The following is an 18,427-nucleotide window of genomic DNA, read 5'->3' on the forward strand; positions in this document are numbered from 1 at the left end:
AGGCACCGTGTGGTTATTGTAGTCCAGTCATGGTCGGCACGTTACATTTCGACTTCACGGGCAAACAGGTCTTTATACGTCTCACGGCGAATAATTTCACGGGCTGTGCCGTCCTTGACGGCCACAATCGCTGGTCGTGGCAGCATGTTGTAATTGGAACTCATGGCATGGCCGTAGGCGCCGGTTGCAGGGACCACCACCAGATCGCCGTGATCGGTATCTTCGGGTAGATAGACCGTATTCACCACGATGTCACCGGATTCGCAGTGTTTACCGACGACCCGAGACAGCACCGGTTGTGCGCTACTGATGCGATTGGCTAAGACTGCAGTGTAATCCGCGTCGTATAAAACCGGCCGAGGGTTATCTGACATTCCCCCGTCGACAGCCACATAGCGGCGTGGGTGATGCTCACCGTCGTGTTCGGCCCATACCGTCTTCGTCGTGCCCGCTGTGTAGATGGTCATTCCGGCAGGTCCGGCGATGGAGCGTCCAGGTTCAATAGAAATTCGAGGACAGGTGATGCCCAGGCGCTGGATTTCTTGTTTGATGTGTGCGGCCAAATTGTTGGCAATCACGCCTGGAGCAACCGGTTCATCAGCCTCGGTGTAGGCGATGCCGTACCCACCGCCGATATCGAGCTCGTGGATACGGATCCCCTCGGAGTCGAGTAGAGCAATGAACTCCAGCATGCGGGTAGCAGCGGTTTCAAAACCCAATGAATCAAAGATCTGACTGCCGATATGCGAATGGAGCCCGACGAAGTTAATGCGGTCTGCTGATGCGGCGAAATGCACCGCCTGATAAGCAACGGACGTCTCAGCGTTTGGGGCCGGAGTCATCGTTAACCCGAATTTTTGATCCTCATGAGCGGTAGCAATGTGTTCGTGGGTTGACGCATCCACCCCCGGGGTGAGGCGCAGCATCACATTGGCGCTCAGTCGGAGTTCGGTCGCCAAGTTGTCCACGCGGTGCAGTTCTGGCAGCGAGTCGACAACGATGCGGCCGATTTGTTGGGTGATAGCGGTCTGGAGTTCTTCATCCGATTTGTTATTGCCGTGCAACCCGATCTTGGCCGGGTCAGTCCCCGCCCGCAATGCGATCGCGAGTTCACCACCCGAGGCCGTATCCATAAACAGGCCTTCTTCTTTGACCCAGGTAGCAACCTGGACGGTCAGCAATGCTTTCGACGCGTAGAAGACGTCGACTCCCCCGCACAACTCGGAGAATGCAGCATTGAAGTCATCGGCATACGCTCGTGCTCGGGCGCGGAAATCATCCTCGTCCAGCACCCACAGTGGACTGCCGAATCGTTCGACTAATTCGGTCACACCGATGCCTTGGACTGTGACTTCGGCGTCCTTGCGATCGACCCCGGTTGAGAAGATGTTGGGATCCAGCGCAGCAGTGTCTTGTGGCACGGTCAACCATGCGGGGGCGAGTGGTGATTGCATTACATTTTCTCCGGTGCTGAGACTCCCAGCAGCCCAAGACCGTTTGCCAGTACCTGGGTAGTGGCGTCATTGAGCCAACGGCGGGAGTAGTTCACGGTTTGTGGAACAGGCTTTGTGCCGTCGTGGTGTGGGGCAGGCACGATGCGTGCTGCAGCATACCAAGCGTGATAGGCGGCGGCGATGGATTCGAGATGACGGGCTACACGGTGTGGTTGACGGTGTTTGGCCGCATTGCCCACTATGGCTGGGAACTGTGCCAGTTTAGCCAGCAGTTCTTCTTCCGTCGGGTGGTCCAGTGCGGCGGCATCGAAGGTCTCGGTTTCGCGCAGGACCCCCTGTGCATCCGCCGTCCGCGCTGCAGAACGCGAGCGAGCGTGGGCGTATTGCACATAGAAAACCGGGTTGTCATTGGTCTGTGCTCGCAAGAGATCAGGATCAATCTCCATTGGGGAATCGTTGGGGTACCGCGCCAGTGAGTACCGCAGGGCGTCGACACCCAACCATTCGATAAGGTCTTTGAGTTCGATGATATTCCCGGCACGCTTGGATAGCCGTGCACCATCGACTGAAATGAGCTGACCGATCAGGATCTCGATGTTTTCGTCCATGTCGTCACCGGCACATGCGGCCAGCGCGCGAAGACGATTCACATAACCGTGGTGGTCGGCGCCAAGCAGGTAAATCTTCTGCGCGAAGCCGCGATCTTTCTTGGACAGGTAGTAGGCAGCGTCGCCAGCAAAATAGGTTGGTTTGTTATCGGCCTTGATCAGGACACGGTCTTTATCATCACCAAAGTCTGTGGTCCGTAACCAGAAGGCGCCATCGTCTTCAAAGGTGTGCCCCTGTGCTTTGAGCCGTTGTAACGCATCTTCCACTGCACCGCCTTCGTGCAGTGCCGACTCGGAAAACCACACGTCAAAGTGGACTGCAAAGTCATCGAGGGTTTCTTGGATATCTGCCAGCTGCAGTTCGTAGGCGCGCGTGCGCAACTGCGTTAGGGCCTCTTCATAAGTTTTGTCTTTGATGCTGGGATCTTCGGCCAGAATGGTCTCGGCGATTTCATGGACGTATTTGCCCGGGTAACCACCCTCTGGCACATCGTTGCCGTGCATCCGAGCCCACACCGATGACGCGAATGTTTCCAGTTGAGCACCATAATCATTGATGTAGTACTCGTTGGTGACCTGTGCGCCTGAAGCACGCAACAAACGACTAATCGCATCGCCCAGCGCTGCCCAGCGGGTGTGCCCAATATGCAGTGGCCCGGTGGGGTTGGCCGAGACAAATTCGAGGTTGATCACATCACCTGCGGCCTGGTCATTGCGTCCGAATTCCTCACCGGCTTCCACGATGATACGGGCAAGGTCACCGGCTGCAGCCGCATCGAGCGTGATGTTAATGAAGCCCGGTCCGGCAATTTCGACGTTGGCGATACCGTCGAAGGCCTGCAACTTTGGCGCCAGCACCTCAGCGAACTGGCGTGGGTTCATGCCAGCTCTCTTGCCCAGTTGCATGGCGATATTGGTGGCCCAATCCCCGTGGTCTCTGGACTTCGGTCGTTCCACGCGTGGGGCTTCGGGTACCGCATCTGCTGGCAGGTCAATTTCGCCCGCCTCGATTGCAGCGTGCAATATGTGGGCAAGAGCTTCAGAAAGAGTTTCAGGATTCACGAGACCAAGTTTAGCGATCGTGTCATAGCTCGGCACCTTTAATGCAGAGTTTCACGAGATTGGGTGGCGAATCCAACCTCGTGTTTCATTGGCGCTGGTTTTTGCGGTAGGGTGTTCAGGGTCCGGTCGAACCAACACGGTGCACACTGGATCCCCGCCTCCGTAGCTCAGGGGATAGAGCGTCTGCCTCCGGAGCAGAAGGCCACAGGTTCGATTCCTGTCGGGGGCACCAGCTCCACATGGTCCTACAACGCCACCGTGGAGCTTTTTCTATGCCCATTGAGCTGTCATGCTCAACCGTTATCACCGGGTGTACTTCTTTGCATGTCCACTTCGCTGCGCAGCCCGTGATTTCGAGGCCAGGTTGGTTTAGATTGATGTTCGACACCACCTGTTACGAGCCCTAGGGATGACATGAGCGCAACGTATCGGATTCAAAATCCAGCCACTGGCGAACTCATCGAAGAGTTTTCTTTCGCCACAGATGACGACATTCAACAGCATCTTGCAAATACAGCACAGGCCTACACGGCCTGGTCTGCCATGGCCATGTCACAACGCGGCAAAGTACTGCTGAAACTTGCGGACCTCTTTGAGCAAAATGCCGAAGAGCTGGCGGCTCAGGCCACGTTGGAAATGGGAAAGAACACTCGCGAAGCCATCGGCGAAGTCAAATACTGTGCGCGCATCATTCGGTATTACGCCAACGAAGGCGAGCGGCTCACTGCAGATCAAGAACTGAAAAATATCGATGGCCAAACCGCAATATTGCGTCGTAGGCCCGTTGGGCCGGTTTTGGGGATTATGCCGTGGAACTTTCCCTACTACCAAGTGATCCGCTTTGCCGCACCAAACCTCATGCTCGGCAACACGGTGCTGCTCAAACACGCCGAAATCTGTGCGGGTACCGCGCTGAAAATCGAATCATATATGCGTGAAGCCGGAGTACTCGAGGGGGCATATCTCAACGTATTCGCCACCCACGAGCAGATCTCCACCATCATTGCTGATCCACGCATTCAAGGTGTGTCTCTCACCGGTTCCGAACGCGCCGGTTCGGCCGTGGCTGAACAAGCCGGACGGCATCTGAAGAAGGCCGTGCTGGAACTGGGCGGTTCTGACCCCTACATTGTGTTGGATTCTGCTGATGTGCCGGACTCCGCCCGTCGCGCGTTGTTCTCTCGACTGTCGAATGCAGGTCAAACGTGTACTTCGAATAAACGGTTAATCATCATGGACGATATCTATGATGAATTTGTCGCGGAGCTGTCCAACCTTGCCCAAGAACTCACTCCGGGCAATCCTGCGGACGCCAACCGCGGCGAGTACGCACCGTTGTCCTCTGAGGCGGCCGCTGTGGGGCTGATGGACCAGATTGAGGAAGCACGCAAAGCTGGTGCCACAGTGCAGGTTGGCGGCGAGCGCCCCGATCTGCCTGGCTACTATGTTGCCCCGACCGTGCTGACCGATATCCCTGAGACCTCGCGAGCATATTCTGAAGAACTCTTCGGCCCGGTCGTGATGATCTATCGCGTTCAGTCCGAAGACGAAGCCATTGAGTTGGCGAATTCCTCGGTTTATGGACTGGGTGGATCGGTCTTTTCCACCGACGAGCAGCGTGCCCAGGCCGTCGCAGATCGTCTCGAGGTTGGCATGGTGCATATCAACGCATTCAACATGGGTGGCGAAGATCTGCCATTCGGTGGCGTCAAGCGCTCGGGCTTCGGCCGTGAACTCGGCCCGCTGGGTATGGATGAGTTCGTCAATAAACAACTCGTGACGGTCACCTCGCCTCGCTAACGCTCCCGCCAATGCCGGGTGGCCAGCGGTTGGTCACCCGGTGTTGTGCATTCTCACCGGTGTGTTTGGGCTATCAGCGTCGCAGGTGCGCAAAGTTGTAGCTCCTCCCGTAGAATTTCGGCATCATGTCCAATGCATCGTCGCTCGATTTCTCTGCCATCGCGTTTCCCGAAGAGCTACCGGTCTCACAACACCGAGACCAGATTATGGCCCAGCTGGCCGAACACCAGGTACTGATTGTTGCCGGTGAAACCGGTTCGGGGAAGACCACACAACTGCCCAAAATGTGTTTGGCTATGGGTTTGGCCGACGCCGGCATGATCGGTCACACGCAGCCTCGTCGCATTGCCGCGCGTTCCGTTGCTGACCGTGTTGCCGAAGAACTCGGTCAAGGCACCGGGGACACCGTCGGGTACCAGGTGCGCTTTACTTCGGAAATCTCTGCTGGGACCCAGCTCAAGGTGATGACCGACGGTATTTTATTAGCCGAAATTCAACACGACCCTACGTTGTCCCGCTACTCAGTGATTATCATCGATGAAGCCCACGAGCGCAGCCTGAACATCGACTTCCTTTTGGGTTATCTCAAACGGCTACTGGCCACACGTGATGATCTGAAAGTCATTATTACTTCGGCCACGATCGATCCAGAGTCGTTTGCTGAGCATTTCGCCGATGCCAGCGGTGAGCCTGCGCCCATCATCGAGGTCTCCGGTCGCACGTATCCCGTCGAAATCCGATACCGGCCCCTCCAACAAGAAGCTCTGGCCGATGATCCGGATGATGAAGCCGACGACTTGGAAGAGGCCCGCGATCCGCTGGATGCCATTGCGGATGCCGTTGAAGAACTCGCCGGTGAAGAACCCGGCGATATGTTGGTATTCTTTCCCGGTGAGCGCGAAATTCGTGACGCAGCCGATGTGCTCAGTACCCGTCTGGCTCGACATCCCCGCCTGTCGAAAGCAGACATTCTGCCGCTGTTCGGACGCTTATCGCTACAAGATCAGCAGCGCGTGTTTCGTCCCGGAAGCAACCGGCGCATCGTGTTGGCCACCAACGTTGCCGAAACCTCACTGACTGTTCCCGGGATCAAATACGTGATCGATACCGGCACCGCTCGGATCTCGCGCTATTCTCAGCGCACCAAGGTCCAGCGTCTGCCTATTGAACGTATCTCGCAGGCATCGGCCCAGCAACGCTCGGGACGTGCTGGCCGAACCAGCCCCGGCATTGCTATCAGGCTGTATTCCGAAGAGGATTTCGAAGCCCGCCCGGAATTTACCGACCCGGAGATTTTGCGCACCTCGCTGGCCTCGGTCATTTTGCACATGGCCTCGATCAACATCATCACTACGGCCGCAGAACTTGAAGACTTCCCGTTCTTACAGCCACCGGAGCACAAACAAATTACCGATGGCGTCACCCTCTTGACCGAATTAGGCGCCCTGAACACCGGCCGGCCCACCCGGGTACGGGGCCGCGGGGGACGTTGGACGACCCGGACCTTCAAAGCCGGCACCATCACTCCCCTGGGTCGTCGTCTGGCGCGGCTGCCGGTTGCCCCACGTTTAGGCCGTATGATTTTGGCCTCCGAGGACCTCAACGTCGTGGCCGAACTGCTGGTGCTCACCGCGGGGCTGACCATTCAAGATCCGCGAGAACGACCAGAAGAACACCGGGCAGCAGCCGATGAGCTCCACGGCCGGTTTACCGATGACAAGTCAGACTTCTCGGCGCTGTTAAACCTGTGGAATTATCTCCACGAACAGCAACACGAACTGTCTGGCAACCAGTTCCGCAAGCTCTGTCGCCGAGAATTCATCAATTACCTGCGGGTTCGCGAGTGGCAGGACCTGGTGCGCCAATTGCGTCAGATCACTCGGGAAGTCGGCATCACCTCGCCCCGCAACGCACAAATCGACGCCGTCAAACACCATGATGGTGTCCATAAGGCGCTACTGACCGGCATGCTCTCACAGATTGGCTCGTGGGATGAACGACGTAAGAACTACCAGGGCGCTCGCGGGACACGCTTTGCGGTCTTTCCAGGTTCTGGGCTGTTCAAGAAACGCCATGATTTTGTGATGGCCGCTGAACTTGTGGAAACCTCACGGCTGTGGGCCCGCCAGGTTGCTGCCATTGAGCCCGAATGGATCGAAGAGGCCGCCGGCTCGGTCGCCAAGCGCAGCACCTCGGAGCCCTATTGGTCCCGAAAACAAGGCACGGCCATGGCTAGACAACGCGTCACGGTCTTTGGAGTCACGATCGTCGCCGATCGACCCGTGCGGTATTACCACGTCGATCGTGACGTTGCTCGTGAGTTGTTCATCCGTCATGCGCTCATCGAGGGTGACTGGAATACTCGCCACCACTTCTTCAAACGCAACCTGGAACGCATGGCGCAAGTCGAGGAAATGGAAACCCGGATGCGTCGGCGCGACCTCATGGTCTCCGAAGACGTCCTCTTTGCATTTTACGATGCGCGAGTCCCTGCGGATGCGGTCTCCCAGCGGCATTTCGATGCGTGGTGGCGTCGCGAACGGCATCAGAACCCAGACCTGTTAGATATTGACCCGTCCCAGTTGCTTGCCGAAGGCGCTCAAGATGTTGACCCGCATGAATTCCCGGATGTCTTTCACCATCCCACTGCCACCGGCGACGTCGAGCTGCCCCTGCACTATGAGTTTACCCCGGTGGCTGCCATTGGGGCGGATGCCTCTGGTACAGGAGAACCCGCCGGACCGCGTACCGACGGCGTCACAGTAACCGTTCCTGTCGCGTTGCTGCATCAGATAGACCAGCAACGCTTTGATTGGTTAATCCCTGGACTGCGCACCGAACTCATCACCGCACTCATTCGAGGTTTGCCAAAGCCAGTTCGCAAACACCTCGTACCTGCTCCCGATACCGCCCGGGCTGCAGCACAGGAGCTCGCTGGCCACGACCCTGCAACAACGAACTTCTTTGAAGCACTCAACGCCTTCCTACGCCACACGAAGCACCAATACGTACAACTCGACGACTGGGCTCCCGAAAAACTGCCACCGCACCTGCGCTTTACCTATCAGGTCGTGGATGAGCGCGGCGCCATCCTGGGGACCGATGACGACTTGGGCAGGTTACAGCGAGAGTTGGCCGGACAAAATCAGACGGCCCTCGCGGCGTCGTTGACCGACGCGGCCAACGCCCAGGGTGTGGCACTGCCCGGTCAGCAAAACTCGTCACCTCACACGCCCGGTACACCGTCCAAGACCAACGCCAAGGCCACTCCTCAGACTCCTCCCACTGCTGAGCACCCTGCAAGTACTGCTTCTTTTGAACCGCAAACGGGACTCACGAGCTGGAGCATCGGCGATATTCCCGAGACGATACAGACTGCCATCTGGACTGGCACGGCGAATCAAGACGTCACGGGCTACCCCGCACTACAAGCCGAGCAGGGCGCTACGCCATCGGCTGCACTCGTGGTGATGCGCACGGCCGGCGAGCAGCAAGCCGTACATCGTGGGGGTGTGATAGCGCTGTTGCAAGCAGACCTACCGGATCCACAGCGCTATATCCTGGATCACCTTTCGGCTACCGAGAAGCTCGCGTTTGCGCACTCGCCCTATCCCAATAGTGCAGCGCTGGTAGCTGACTGCGCCCGCACGGCAATTGACGCGTTACTTCCCGAGAGCCTACCGATGCGCCAGCGGGACTACCAACGGGTGGCCCAAACGGTGCAAGAACACCTCATCGACACCACATTCCAGGTGACCAGCGTGGTGGCAACGATTTTGAATCTGTCACGAGATGTGGATCGTCGTATCCGAAAAATCCGTTCGTTGAGCTTAGCGGCCGCGGCAGCAGATCTACGAAACCACCACGACCAATTAGTAGCCCGGCGGTTTGTGTCGGGCACCGGGTGGGCGAACTTGCGTCATGTGCCGCGCTATCTGGAGGGTATTGGCCTGCGCATGGACAAGTTGGATGCCGGGGGCGCCCTACAACGCGATGGTCTGAATATGCAGCTCGTGCAAGGGCTAGAAAAAGAATATGAAAGCCTGAAAGAACGGGCCCCCGAGGGTGTACCCACCCCGGTTGCCATCAGCGACCTCTTTTGGCAACTGCAAGAACTGCGAGTCTCGTTGTTTGCCCAAGAGCTGGGCACGGCCACCAGTGTGAGCGAGAAACGGTTCCGACAAGCACTCAAAGCCGCCGAGGCCTCGCTGCATTAGTCGGCGGGGATGAACTCGCCGTGACCGGCTTCGCGAAGTGCCGCACGCAACTTCGTTGCGGCCTCGTCCATCTTGTCCTGATCAGGATCGCGCATCACCTTGCTCAGGTCGAAATCCGCCAGCGACTGGGTTGGGAACACATGTAGGTGCAGATGCGGCACTTCGTATCCTGCGATCATCATCCCAGCCCGCGCCGCACCCAGTGCGGTCACCTGTGCGTTCCCGATGCGCGAAGCGACTGTGTACAGATGTGCGTTGAGTTCTTCGGGCACTTGGGTCCACATATCAATTTCTTCACGCGGAACGACCAACGTGTGGCCATACGCCAGCGGCCCGATATCTAAAAAAGCAGCGCATTGCTCGTCCTGCCATATGAAGCGGCCCGGCAGTTGGCCGTCAATAATTTTGGTAAAGATCGTTGACATGTTCTCTCCTGAACAACGCTGACAGTGGGTGCATGCCTCAGTCTAGTGACCGAAAGGCGAAAAATTCAGGGCTGATGCGCTATGCGTCGTCTGGCATTTCACCAGGGTCTTCGCCTGTGGCGACGGGCATGCCACGGGTAGCAGACCAGGCCGACCAGGACCCCGGATACAGTGCGGCCTCAACACCGGCTAAGGCAAGCGCCAGCACCGTTTTAGAAGCAGTGACCCCAGAGCCGCAATAAGCGGCCACGGCAGCATCGTTCGTCGCGCCGAATTGCGCGAAGTGCTCGCGCAGCGACTGTGCTGACAAGAAGGTGCCTGCTTCTTGGGTCAGGGCTGATCCCGGAGCAGAGATGGCGCCCGGGATATGTCCTGCAACGGCGTCAAGCGGTTCAACTTCCCCGCTGTATCGCTCAGGGGCTCGTGCGTCCAGCAGGACACCGTCCGATCGTACGAACGTCGCGACGTCTTCGGTGTCGAGCACCGGCATTTTGCCCCAGGACAGGTAGGCGGAACCGATGCGCGGGAGGACTTCACCGGCTTGTAGCGGCAGATTTGCTGCGCGCCAGGCCTCCAGTCCACCGTCCAGGACATAGACTTCTTGCATCCCCGCGTACCGCAGCAACCACCAGGCGCGTGCGGCCGCAGCTGAAGCGACTGCATCGTAGACCACGACGGTGTCGTCGTCGTTGAGCCCCAGCATCCGCACAGATTCGGTAAACTCTGCCGGGCCCGGCAGCGGATGACGTCCCATAGCGGGCGAGCCATGACCGGCCAGGTGACTGGTCATCGACACATACACGGCACCGGGCAGGTGTCCTTGGCGGTATGCTTCGTGGTTTTGACTGTGATCGGTCGCAGACCAGCGCACATCCCAGATCACGAGCTTCCCGCGTGCCGGCATCGGTGTGGGCGCTGCGAACCCCTCGGGCTGCTCCGATAACTGATTCGACAACATCCGGGTGCGAACCTCAACGGTGCTGTGATCCGGCAAGGAGTTATCCGTACGGTCTATGCCCATCCACGCAGCGAGCACATCGACACTGAGAATTACGGGTCGATTCATTGAATAATTCCTCCAGCAAGATTGGCACCGTTCAAGGATTTTCGTCGTATGACACGTCTTGTGCCGAGCTGTTGAGCAATTTTCACATCCCCAACTGTAGCTTTGTGTTGGGATAATTGCACGGTTAGCGTTGTGACTGTTAACTTCGTTTGGCGGGATTTTGCAGCTTCATTTGGCGGCTTCAGGTCAGGCCAACCACCAGAGTTGATCGGGCTGCTTCAACGACGTCGTCGGTGATGGTGTGCAACTCGTTGATCTTCATGATGCGTTCCATTTGAGTGAAGAGTCTGTCGACGAGGCGGAAGTTGCCCCGGGTGATGCGGGCGATCGCGGCGATGGCTTGGGCGTCGGTGTAGTCCTCGGGGTCAAGGGTTTGACCGAGTTTGCGCCAGCGTCGTTCCAGGACAAAGCGCAGTTCTTCCTCGGCCAGGGGGCGGTATTCGTGGGCGAAGCCGACCCGGCTGTAGAGCTGGGGGTAGCGGCTGAACTGTTTTTCGATGCCGGGCATACCAATCAGGATCAGCCCGGTATTGGTGCGGTCGTAGCGATCTCGGAGGTATTCGATAGCGCTGGGACGCAGGCGTTCGGATTCATCGATGATAATCAGGTCAATATTTTTAGTACGCATTTTGGGTGGCCCGGTGAGTTTGCCGAGGGTTTCGAGATGCTGGTCAATGCAGATTGAGACACGAGCAGTGATGTGGGCGAGGTCATCTTTGAATTGCCGCGGAGTGGACAGCACTTCGGGGGTGAAGAACACGGTACGTTTCTGGGCCAGGGCAGCGTAGACCTTATAGTCTGAGTCGTCTCTGGGGCCCCATTCCTGCAGCAGGGCTTCGGCTTTATGCCAGTTGGCATAGCGGCGTGCGGACAGTGTTTTGCCGGTTCCTGCTTGTCCGTAACAGATGCCGATGGTGCGTTGTCGGCGCACGGCGTCAGCAAATTCCACGAATCTGCGGTGTTGTTTCGTGACGACGAATCGCTGCGGTGCCATCAGTCATCCTCCAGATATGTGCGAAGTTTCGGTTTCTTCCACCCAGGTTCTTCTGGCGGTGACCCAGACACGGACGGTGGGGTGGGCTGGGACGAGGTGACCACGGTGATGCGCTCATTGATCTGGCCACGCAGTTGGCGTCGCCGGGCGGAGCGTGCCGCTTGGATATCTTTGAGACTGACCGTGGCCGAAGCGTGCTCAGGGTTGACGGCTTTGCAGATGTATTGGCCTTTATGGAAGACCCGAATCTCGGAAATATCGCGAGGATCGCAGCGGATCACCACCGGTTCTTTGACATAAGCAGCCAGCAGGGGCGAGACATAGCGCAAACCTTGGAAGTGGATACCGTCGCGGTGCACGATCCGGGGTTTGGCCACGGTCAGCAGCAGCAGGTTGAGGTCATCGATACTTTCCGGCAGTCGTGGCAACCACCCATCACCGATCCAGGTCTCGGGGTAGCGTCAATTTCTGGGTGTTCGCGTTGGTGATAGGTCTCGGCGATGAACGACCCGATCGCTGCATCGAGTTCCGGCAGGGTCAACACTGGCTTCGGGTGCCGCTGGTCCTGGCTGAGGTGGCCGGGCAAGTCGGCCAGCAGCTCGGTGTTGATGGTGCCGAAGAGCCGCTCGCTCTTCCCCCGGCCCTGGGGTCTGGCCACCGTGGAGTAGATGATTTCGAAACGCACGTCCTTGGCCGTTTGTGCCAGATGGTCGCTCGTGAAATCTGGACCATGATCGACATAGAGCCGATCTGGGACCCCACACATCGGCCAGTCGGGATCGTTCTTTGGCCAGATCCCATGACGCAAGGCCAAGGCGGTGTTCATCGCTGATGGTGCTCCGAGAAAGACCATGTAGCCACACACGGCCCGGGAGTGATCATCCAGGATTCCGGTCATCCAGGGCCGGACGGGTTGCTGATTGGTATCCAGGATGACAATGTTGAGTTCGGTGTGATCGGCCTGCCAAGTCGCGTTGGGCTGCTCGGCCCGGTGCCGCCAGATCATCTCGTAGTTGTCCCGGTAAGCCGCCGACCCCTGGTGAGCCAGCGTGACCATACCCGGATCCAGCGCGGTGACGATGGCGCGCACGGTGCTGTACGAGACCATCGGCCAGCCTCGCTGGGTCGCTTTCGCCTGTGCTTTGCGAGTGATCGCAGCGGTCGACAGTTTGGGTTTGCTCAAGGCCAGCCCCTCGATCAACGTCTGCAGTTCCGGATGCGTGCGGCGTGCACGTTTCGGTACAACCGGCAGCAATCCGGCAACACCATCCCGTCGGTAAGCCGCTAGCCAGCGCTGTAACGTCCGCACCCCGATGCCTTCAAGACCGGCCAGTTGCGTCAACGGAGTGCCATCTTCAACGTGTCGCCGCAGAACATGCCACCGGAACTTGGCCGTATGCTCGCGCACGGCGGTCTCGCCTGCAGTCGAGAAACGCTGGTCTCTGGCCATAGCCACGACGTCCTTGTCGATATGTGGGCCGCTATGAGGCCAGTTTACTCGGCTAATACTTGGCTGTCGCCGACGGAGAGCTGTTGGATACGCCGGTACAGGGTAGCTCGGGACATGCCAAAATCACGGGCCACCTGGGTAGCTGGCTCCCCGGCGTCAATGAGTTTCATCGCGCTACGGATCTGACTGTCGGTAAAGGCGCGGCGTCGGCCGCCCAGATCTTTGCCAGCGGCTCGGCGCTTGGCCACCGAATCGGTGATCCGTTCACGCTTGATATCCAATTCCATCTGCGCCAACGCGGCCATCACCGTGAACACCATCGACCCCATTGGCGTGGAGGTATCCACATCTCCACCGCCCAGATTGAGCACCCGCAACCCCGCACCCCGCTCCCGCAGCTGCTGAGCGAAAGTCAGCATGCTCTGGGTGGACCGGCCCAACCGGTCCAACGTGGCAATCACCAACGTGTCACCGGACTGTAGTGCTGCGAGAGCTTGATCGAAGCCTGGACGGGAGGTTCGAGCCCCAGAGACGCCATGATCGACATACAGGTCATCGCGCCGAACACCAGCGGCCACTAAGTCCTCGATTTGCCGATCGGCCTGCTGGCCACGAGTCGACACCCGCGCATACCCAATAAGTTTATTCATGCCACCTCACACTGTCTTACAACCCACGTTGTTGACACCATTCTAGACTTTCGTTGCAAGACAGAGCTGCAAGACACCCAAATGCTTGAATTCGTGTGAGCCTCAAAACTTTGGGCGAGACGTCTTGCAAGCCATCCGCTGCAAGACGCTACGCCTGATGCCCGGCACCGCTCGTCCCCATCGCCCAGCTGCGACCGATAATGCAACATTGGGAAATTCGGAGAGCGCTAGTTCAGTATCCGCTGTATAGTTCAGCCTATGCTGATTAATGCTGTTCGTTTAGATGTGATGCACCGGTTGGGTCGAGCCATGGCCGATCCGACACGGTCCCGAATTCTGTTGACGCTGTTGGAGGGGCCTGAATATCCGGCAGTGCTTGCCCGCGATCTTGGGCTGACCCCTTCCAATGTATCCAACCATCTGGCCTGTTTGCGCGACTGTGGCATTGTGGTCGGACAGCATCAGGGACGCCAAACCCGCTATGAGATCGCAGACCCACACTTGGCTCAGGCACTGACAGCGTTGGTGGACACGACCCTGGCCGTTGACGAAGCTGCCCCCTGCATTGATCCGGTCTGCACTGTTACCGGATGTGCTGGCGACGAGGAGTTCAGCGCGTGATCGTCTCCTCCATCCTGCAGGCGATCGGGCTGTTTATCGTCACCAACATTGATGACATCGTCATCCTGTCGCTGTTCTTCGGGCGAGGCCAGGGACAACCAGGCACCACTCGCCGCATCCTGGCGGGACAATATCTAGGATTCCTGGGCATTTTAGGCGCTGCGGTAGCAGCAGCCTTTGGTGCCCAAGTGCTCCTGCCTGAAGCCATACTGCCGTACTTCGGTCTGATCCCCCTGGGGCTCGGACTCTGGGCAGCATGGCAGGCCTGGCGCAATCGCGGCCAAGACGACGATGACGAAGCACAAATCGAAGGCAAACGTGTCTCGGTCTGGATCGTCGCGGCAGTGACCTTCGCCAACGGTGGCGACAACATCGGTGTTTATGTGCCAGTGTTCGTCAGCGTCAGCTGGAGCGCAGTGCTGGCCTACTGCATCGTCTTCTTATTGCTCGTTGCCGCTCTCGTATTCCTGGCCAAGTGGATTAGCTCCAGAAAACCCATTGCAGAAGCCCTGGAACGGTGGGAACATATTCTCTTTCCGGCCGTCCTCATCGGCCTAGGTATCGTCATCCTCGTCAGCGGCGGAGCCTTCGGACTGTAAGCAACGGCCACACCACGGAATATCCTGAGTGGCTAACATGCTTCAGGCCAGTCATTCCCATTCTCTCGGACCGGCAAGCGACACGACGAAGACCGCCAAACGAACCTGCAAAAACCGCCAAATGAAGTTAACAGTCACAGTTAGCGTATCCACTACCGAACTCTTCGGTCTGTCGCAGATCCTTGTTACACTATAGGCCGAGTTCACCACGTCTGAAGGAGAGCAATCCACAGTGTCGTCAACTTCATCGTCCCGGCCGCGCACACGCAACACGTGGCAAAAACAGGCCATTGATGAAATTTTGGACGGTAGTGCCGATTTCCAGTCGGCTCAGCAAGTCCACCAGTCGGTAGCCGACACTGGTCGTTCAGTCTCGCTGGCCACCGTGTACCGGGTATTACAGTCTCAGGTTGAAGACGGTGTGGTCGACATTTTGGCTCTCGACGATGGTCAGACCCTGTTTCGGAAATGTGCTGCAACGGGTCACCATCATCATCTGGTGTGCCGTAACTGCCGAGCGACCCAAGAGATCGAAGCTCCCAAGATCGAGCAATGGGCAGATAACGTCGCTACCGATTTCGGTTATATCGACGTCAACCACACCATGGAAGTTTACGGGCTGTGCCCGCAGTGTGCTCAAAACGCGTCATAACGCCCGGAACGTCCACCGTACGCGGCCGGTTGTTCGTCCCAATCGTCAGCATCGCCATCAGTGGTGCATTCGGGTAATTCCACCACGGTTGTGCCATTCACATCGGCCGGTTCGTGCAAGCTGCCCAAACCATAGGCTTGTTCAAGGTTTACTCGGGTCAAAACCTCTTCTGGCGAACCAGAGGCGACCACTTTCCCATCCATGAGAATCACGTGGTCTGCCGCAGCAGCTTCATCGAGATCGTGCGTGGTCAAAACCACCGAGTGACCGTGTTCTTCAACTTCTGCGTGGATCACCTCATCGATGATCCGTCGGGATTTCAGGTCCAGCCCGGTCATCGGTTCATCAAGCACCAAAATCTCATGGCCCTGGGCAATCCCCTGGGCTACATAGACACGCTGACGTTGCCCGCCAGAGAGTTCTTCGAGGTGTCGACTCTTGAGGTCAGTAATATTCATCGTCTGCATCGCATAGTTGATTGCCGCACGATCCTGTGCACGAAACATACCGAACCAGCCACGCTGGGCATAGCGCCCCATACTCACCACGTCTTTGACCGTAATCGGCGTCCCGGTCGGAAACACAACGGATTGCATCACAAACGAGATGTCGTGTTTGACGTCTTTGACGGGTTCACCCAGCACCATGATCTGGCCGGCACTGGGGGACAGAATTCCCGCGATGGCTTGTAGCACGGTGGTTTTACCGGACCCATTGGGCCCGATCACCGCAGTAATCTTGCCGCGTGGGATCGTAAAACTCGATGCGCCGACCGCAAGGTGAGCACCACGGTACAACACAATATTTTGGGCTTCGACGAGACTCATGAGACTCCTTGCTCAGCTGGTATTGCGCTACGTTGGCGTCGGCGCAGCGTCTTTGTCACTTCTTGAATGGTAAGCACCAGGAAGAAACCGACGATGGCGACGAGCGCCATCGACGCGCCGGCAGCAGTTCCTAAATGGTAGCTGAGAATCAACCCAACCGTAACAGAGACCACACCAATGACGAGTGATGCACTAATCATATGCGGTACCGTGCGCGTCAGTAAGGCTGCCGTTGCGGCAGGTCCAATCAGCAGACCGAGGACCAATAACGTACCTACGGCTTGGAACGAACCAATCACGGCCGCTGCAATCATCAACAGCAACAGCCAGTGCGTGAGCTGAGGGCGCATCCCCAAGGCATGTGCTTTATCGGGCGAAAAGGACAGCGCCATCAACGGTCGATACAGCAACAGAGACAACAGACCCACACCAATGACAAACATGACCTGTGTCCGGATGTCTCCCCACGTCACACCCAAGGCGTCACCAAAGAGGATGGCGGTCAATGACCCCTGAAAGCTATCCGCACGAGAGATCAGCACCACGCCGAGTGCCATCATGCCCACAAACAGCAGTCCGATAGCGGTGTCTTCCTTCAGCGTTGTCGTTCGGTGAATCAACTCGAGCAAGCTCACCATGACGAGTGCTGCCAGGCCTGCGCCCAAAAATGGTGAGAAATCGAACAGCACGGCCGCAGCTATACCTGGGACCACGCCGTGAACGAAGGCGTCACCAAAGAAACTCATGCCCCGCAAAACAAGCCACACGCCGACGAAACTCGACATGAGGGCGGCCAAGAGTCCACCCAGCAGAGCCCGTATTTGGAAACCTGCTTGGAATGGTTCAACCAGCCAGTTGTACAAGTCCACTTAGCGGTTACCTTTCACTTGGTCGTTTTGCACGGTTAGTTTACGGCTTCTGCCAGCGCATTGGCGTTGTACAGCATCGCGCCCTGATATGTTTCGGCATCTGATCCAGGCTCCCCGATCGCACTTTCGTAGAGCTCCACGACGGGAATATCTTGTTCGGTTTCCTGTGCTAAAGCACTAATCATACGGTTGGTATTGGCTTTTGAGGTGACAAGGGCATCTGCACCTTCATCGTCGAGCAGGCTGGTCAAGGAAGCCAGATCTTGTGAGGAGGGTTCGCCATCTGTTGAACCACCGGGAATCACGACGCCGCTGATTTCGATACCGTAGCGGTCAGCAAAATACCCGTACGCAGCATGATCCGTCACGAGTCGGGGCGAGTCCATTTCGCCGAGAATATCTTCAATCTCAGCATCGGTTTCGCGTAACGACTCGGCCACGTCGGCACCACACGAAACGTAGGTGTCATCCCCACTGGTTTCAGCAATCCTTTCACCGATTAATTCCGCGCCATCGGCCATGCGCGCAACATCCAACCAAACATGGGAATCATAGCTGCCATGTTCATGAGACTCTTCGTCCTCACCGTGATCATGTTCATGCCCGGCGTGATCGTGTGATTCCTCGCTTTCGCCATGATCGTGTTCATGATCATGGTCGTCGCCCAGGGGCAGCGGATCCAGTTGTGGTGCCACTTCAAAGACCTCGGCTCCATCGGACTCGGCGTTCTCAATGGACCGCTGCATCGATGCTTCCAACCCCAACCCATTGATCAACACCAGATCGGCGGTCACCATATCGGCAATCTGTGCACTGGAGGCTTCGAATTGGTGGGGATCATCGCCGGCGCTCATCAGGATTTGTGTTTCTCCCCCGGCACACTGGGTAATTTGTTCGGCGATAGAGCCCACCTGCGTCGTGGTAGCAACAACTGCTGCCGTGGGATCGGAGTTGTTTGCGTCGCCGCTGCCATCGGTGGTGCAGGCCGCGAACAAGAGTCCACAACCCGAAATTGTTCCCGCTATAGCGAGCGTGCGGCTCCGGTGAGTAAGCATAGTGATCCTTCGAACGTTGACGAGGCCAGGGACTCCAAAGGTCCATGATTCATCATCCGATATTAATGCAAATCGTTC

16 protein-coding genes and 1 tRNA gene are annotated in these 18,427 nt (G+C 57.6%); 6 read left to right on the forward strand and 11 right to left on the reverse strand.

Annotated features, from left to right (window positions below; genetic code table 11):
- Positions 1–41: 41 nt before the first annotated feature.
- Together lysA and argS are read right to left on the reverse strand one after the other, a co-directional pair.
- On the reverse strand, positions 42–1,454 hold the full coding sequence (gene lysA, locus ACYVJT_RS04105; RefSeq protein ID WP_343956309.1) for a diaminopimelate decarboxylase: 1,413 nt from the start codon (positions 1,452–1,454) through the stop codon (positions 42–44).
- A complete protein-coding gene (gene argS, locus ACYVJT_RS04110; protein ID WP_343956310.1) occupies positions 1,454–3,124 on the reverse strand; it encodes an arginine--tRNA ligase in 1,671 nt (556 codons plus the stop codon). Before argS ends, lysA begins: the two co-directional genes overlap by 1 nt.
- Positions 3,125–3,280: 156 nt before the next feature.
- On the opposite strand from argS, the gene ACYVJT_RS04115 reads away from it, so the two are divergent.
- From ACYVJT_RS04115 to hrpA, 3 genes are all read left to right on the forward strand, one after another.
- Positions 3,281–3,356, forward strand: a tRNA-Arg gene (locus tag ACYVJT_RS04115).
- Between the two features lie 182 nt (positions 3,357–3,538).
- Positions 3,539–4,924 carry an NAD-dependent succinate-semialdehyde dehydrogenase gene (locus ACYVJT_RS04120; RefSeq protein WP_343956311.1) on the forward strand — a complete coding sequence of 462 codons (1,386 nt, stop codon included), beginning with the start codon at positions 3,539–3,541 and terminating at the stop codon, positions 4,922–4,924.
- 125 nt (positions 4,925–5,049) lie between these two features.
- Positions 5,050–9,141 carry an ATP-dependent RNA helicase HrpA gene (gene hrpA, locus ACYVJT_RS04125; protein WP_343956312.1) on the forward strand — a complete coding sequence of 1,364 codons (4,092 nt, stop codon included), beginning with the start codon at positions 5,050–5,052 and terminating at the stop codon, positions 9,139–9,141.
- Here hrpA and ACYVJT_RS04130 read toward each other — a convergent pair.
- The 6 genes from ACYVJT_RS04130 to ACYVJT_RS04155 form a co-directional block, all read right to left on the reverse strand.
- The gene (locus ACYVJT_RS04130) at positions 9,138–9,566 is read right to left on the reverse strand and encodes an HIT family protein (RefSeq protein WP_343956313.1); all 429 of its coding nucleotides are present in this window, start codon (positions 9,564–9,566) and stop codon (positions 9,138–9,140) included. The genes hrpA and ACYVJT_RS04130 overlap by 4 nt on opposite strands.
- A gap of 79 nt (positions 9,567–9,645) precedes the next feature.
- Complete coding sequence (locus ACYVJT_RS04135) at positions 9,646–10,632, reverse strand: sulfurtransferase (RefSeq protein ID WP_343956314.1); 987 nt, start codon at positions 10,630–10,632, stop codon at positions 9,646–9,648.
- 181 nt (positions 10,633–10,813) lie between these two features.
- Complete coding sequence (locus ACYVJT_RS04140) at positions 10,814–11,626, reverse strand: AAA family ATPase (protein WP_343956315.1); 813 nt, start codon at positions 11,624–11,626, stop codon at positions 10,814–10,816.
- A complete protein-coding gene (locus tag ACYVJT_RS04145; RefSeq protein WP_343956316.1) occupies positions 11,626–12,054 on the reverse strand; it encodes a Mu transposase C-terminal domain-containing protein in 429 nt (142 codons plus the stop codon). The genes ACYVJT_RS04140 and ACYVJT_RS04145 overlap by 1 nt, the downstream gene beginning before the upstream one ends.
- On the reverse strand, positions 12,006–13,076 hold the full coding sequence (locus ACYVJT_RS04150; RefSeq protein ID WP_343956373.1) for a TnsB C-terminal domain-containing protein: 1,071 nt from the start codon (positions 13,074–13,076) through the stop codon (positions 12,006–12,008). Before ACYVJT_RS04150 ends, ACYVJT_RS04145 begins: the two co-directional genes overlap by 49 nt.
- 44 nt (positions 13,077–13,120) lie before the next feature.
- On the reverse strand, positions 13,121–13,726 hold the full coding sequence (locus ACYVJT_RS04155) for a recombinase family protein (RefSeq protein WP_343956318.1): 606 nt from the start codon (positions 13,724–13,726) through the stop codon (positions 13,121–13,123).
- A 258-nt stretch (positions 13,727–13,984) separates the two neighbouring features.
- Here ACYVJT_RS04155 and cmtR point away from each other — a divergent pair, with 258 nt between their 5' ends.
- From cmtR to ACYVJT_RS04170, 3 genes are all read left to right on the forward strand, one after another.
- The gene (gene cmtR, locus ACYVJT_RS04160) at positions 13,985–14,347 is read left to right on the forward strand and encodes a Cd(II)/Pb(II)-sensing metalloregulatory transcriptional regulator CmtR (RefSeq protein WP_343956319.1); all 363 of its coding nucleotides are present in this window, start codon (positions 13,985–13,987) and stop codon (positions 14,345–14,347) included.
- Positions 14,344–14,946, forward strand: a complete 603-nt coding sequence (locus ACYVJT_RS04165) for a cadmium resistance transporter (RefSeq protein ID WP_343956320.1) — start codon at positions 14,344–14,346, stop codon at positions 14,944–14,946. Before cmtR ends, ACYVJT_RS04165 begins: the two co-directional genes overlap by 4 nt.
- 232 nt (positions 14,947–15,178) lie before the next feature.
- Entirely contained in the window at positions 15,179–15,598 is a 420-nt protein-coding gene (locus tag ACYVJT_RS04170) for a Fur family transcriptional regulator (RefSeq protein WP_343956321.1), read from the forward strand.
- Here the strand turns inward: ACYVJT_RS04170 and ACYVJT_RS04175 are convergent.
- Genes ACYVJT_RS04175 through ACYVJT_RS04185 form a run of 3 tightly spaced genes read right to left on the reverse strand, consistent with a single transcriptional unit; the run spans position 15,583 to position 18,349 of the window.
- Positions 15,583–16,425, reverse strand: coding sequence for a metal ABC transporter ATP-binding protein (locus tag ACYVJT_RS04175; protein WP_343956322.1), 843 nt, complete (start codon positions 16,423–16,425; stop codon positions 15,583–15,585). The genes ACYVJT_RS04170 and ACYVJT_RS04175 overlap by 16 nt on opposite strands.
- Entirely contained in the window at positions 16,422–17,294 is an 873-nt protein-coding gene (locus tag ACYVJT_RS04180; protein WP_343956323.1) for an iron chelate uptake ABC transporter family permease subunit, read from the reverse strand. Before ACYVJT_RS04180 ends, ACYVJT_RS04175 begins: the two co-directional genes overlap by 4 nt.
- 35 nt (positions 17,295–17,329) lie before the next feature.
- On the reverse strand, positions 17,330–18,349 hold the full coding sequence (locus ACYVJT_RS04185; protein WP_343956324.1) for a metal ABC transporter substrate-binding protein: 1,020 nt from the start codon (positions 18,347–18,349) through the stop codon (positions 17,330–17,332).
- Between the last annotated feature and the right edge of the window lie 78 nt (positions 18,350–18,427).

The organism is Yaniella soli (assembly GCF_054782375.1).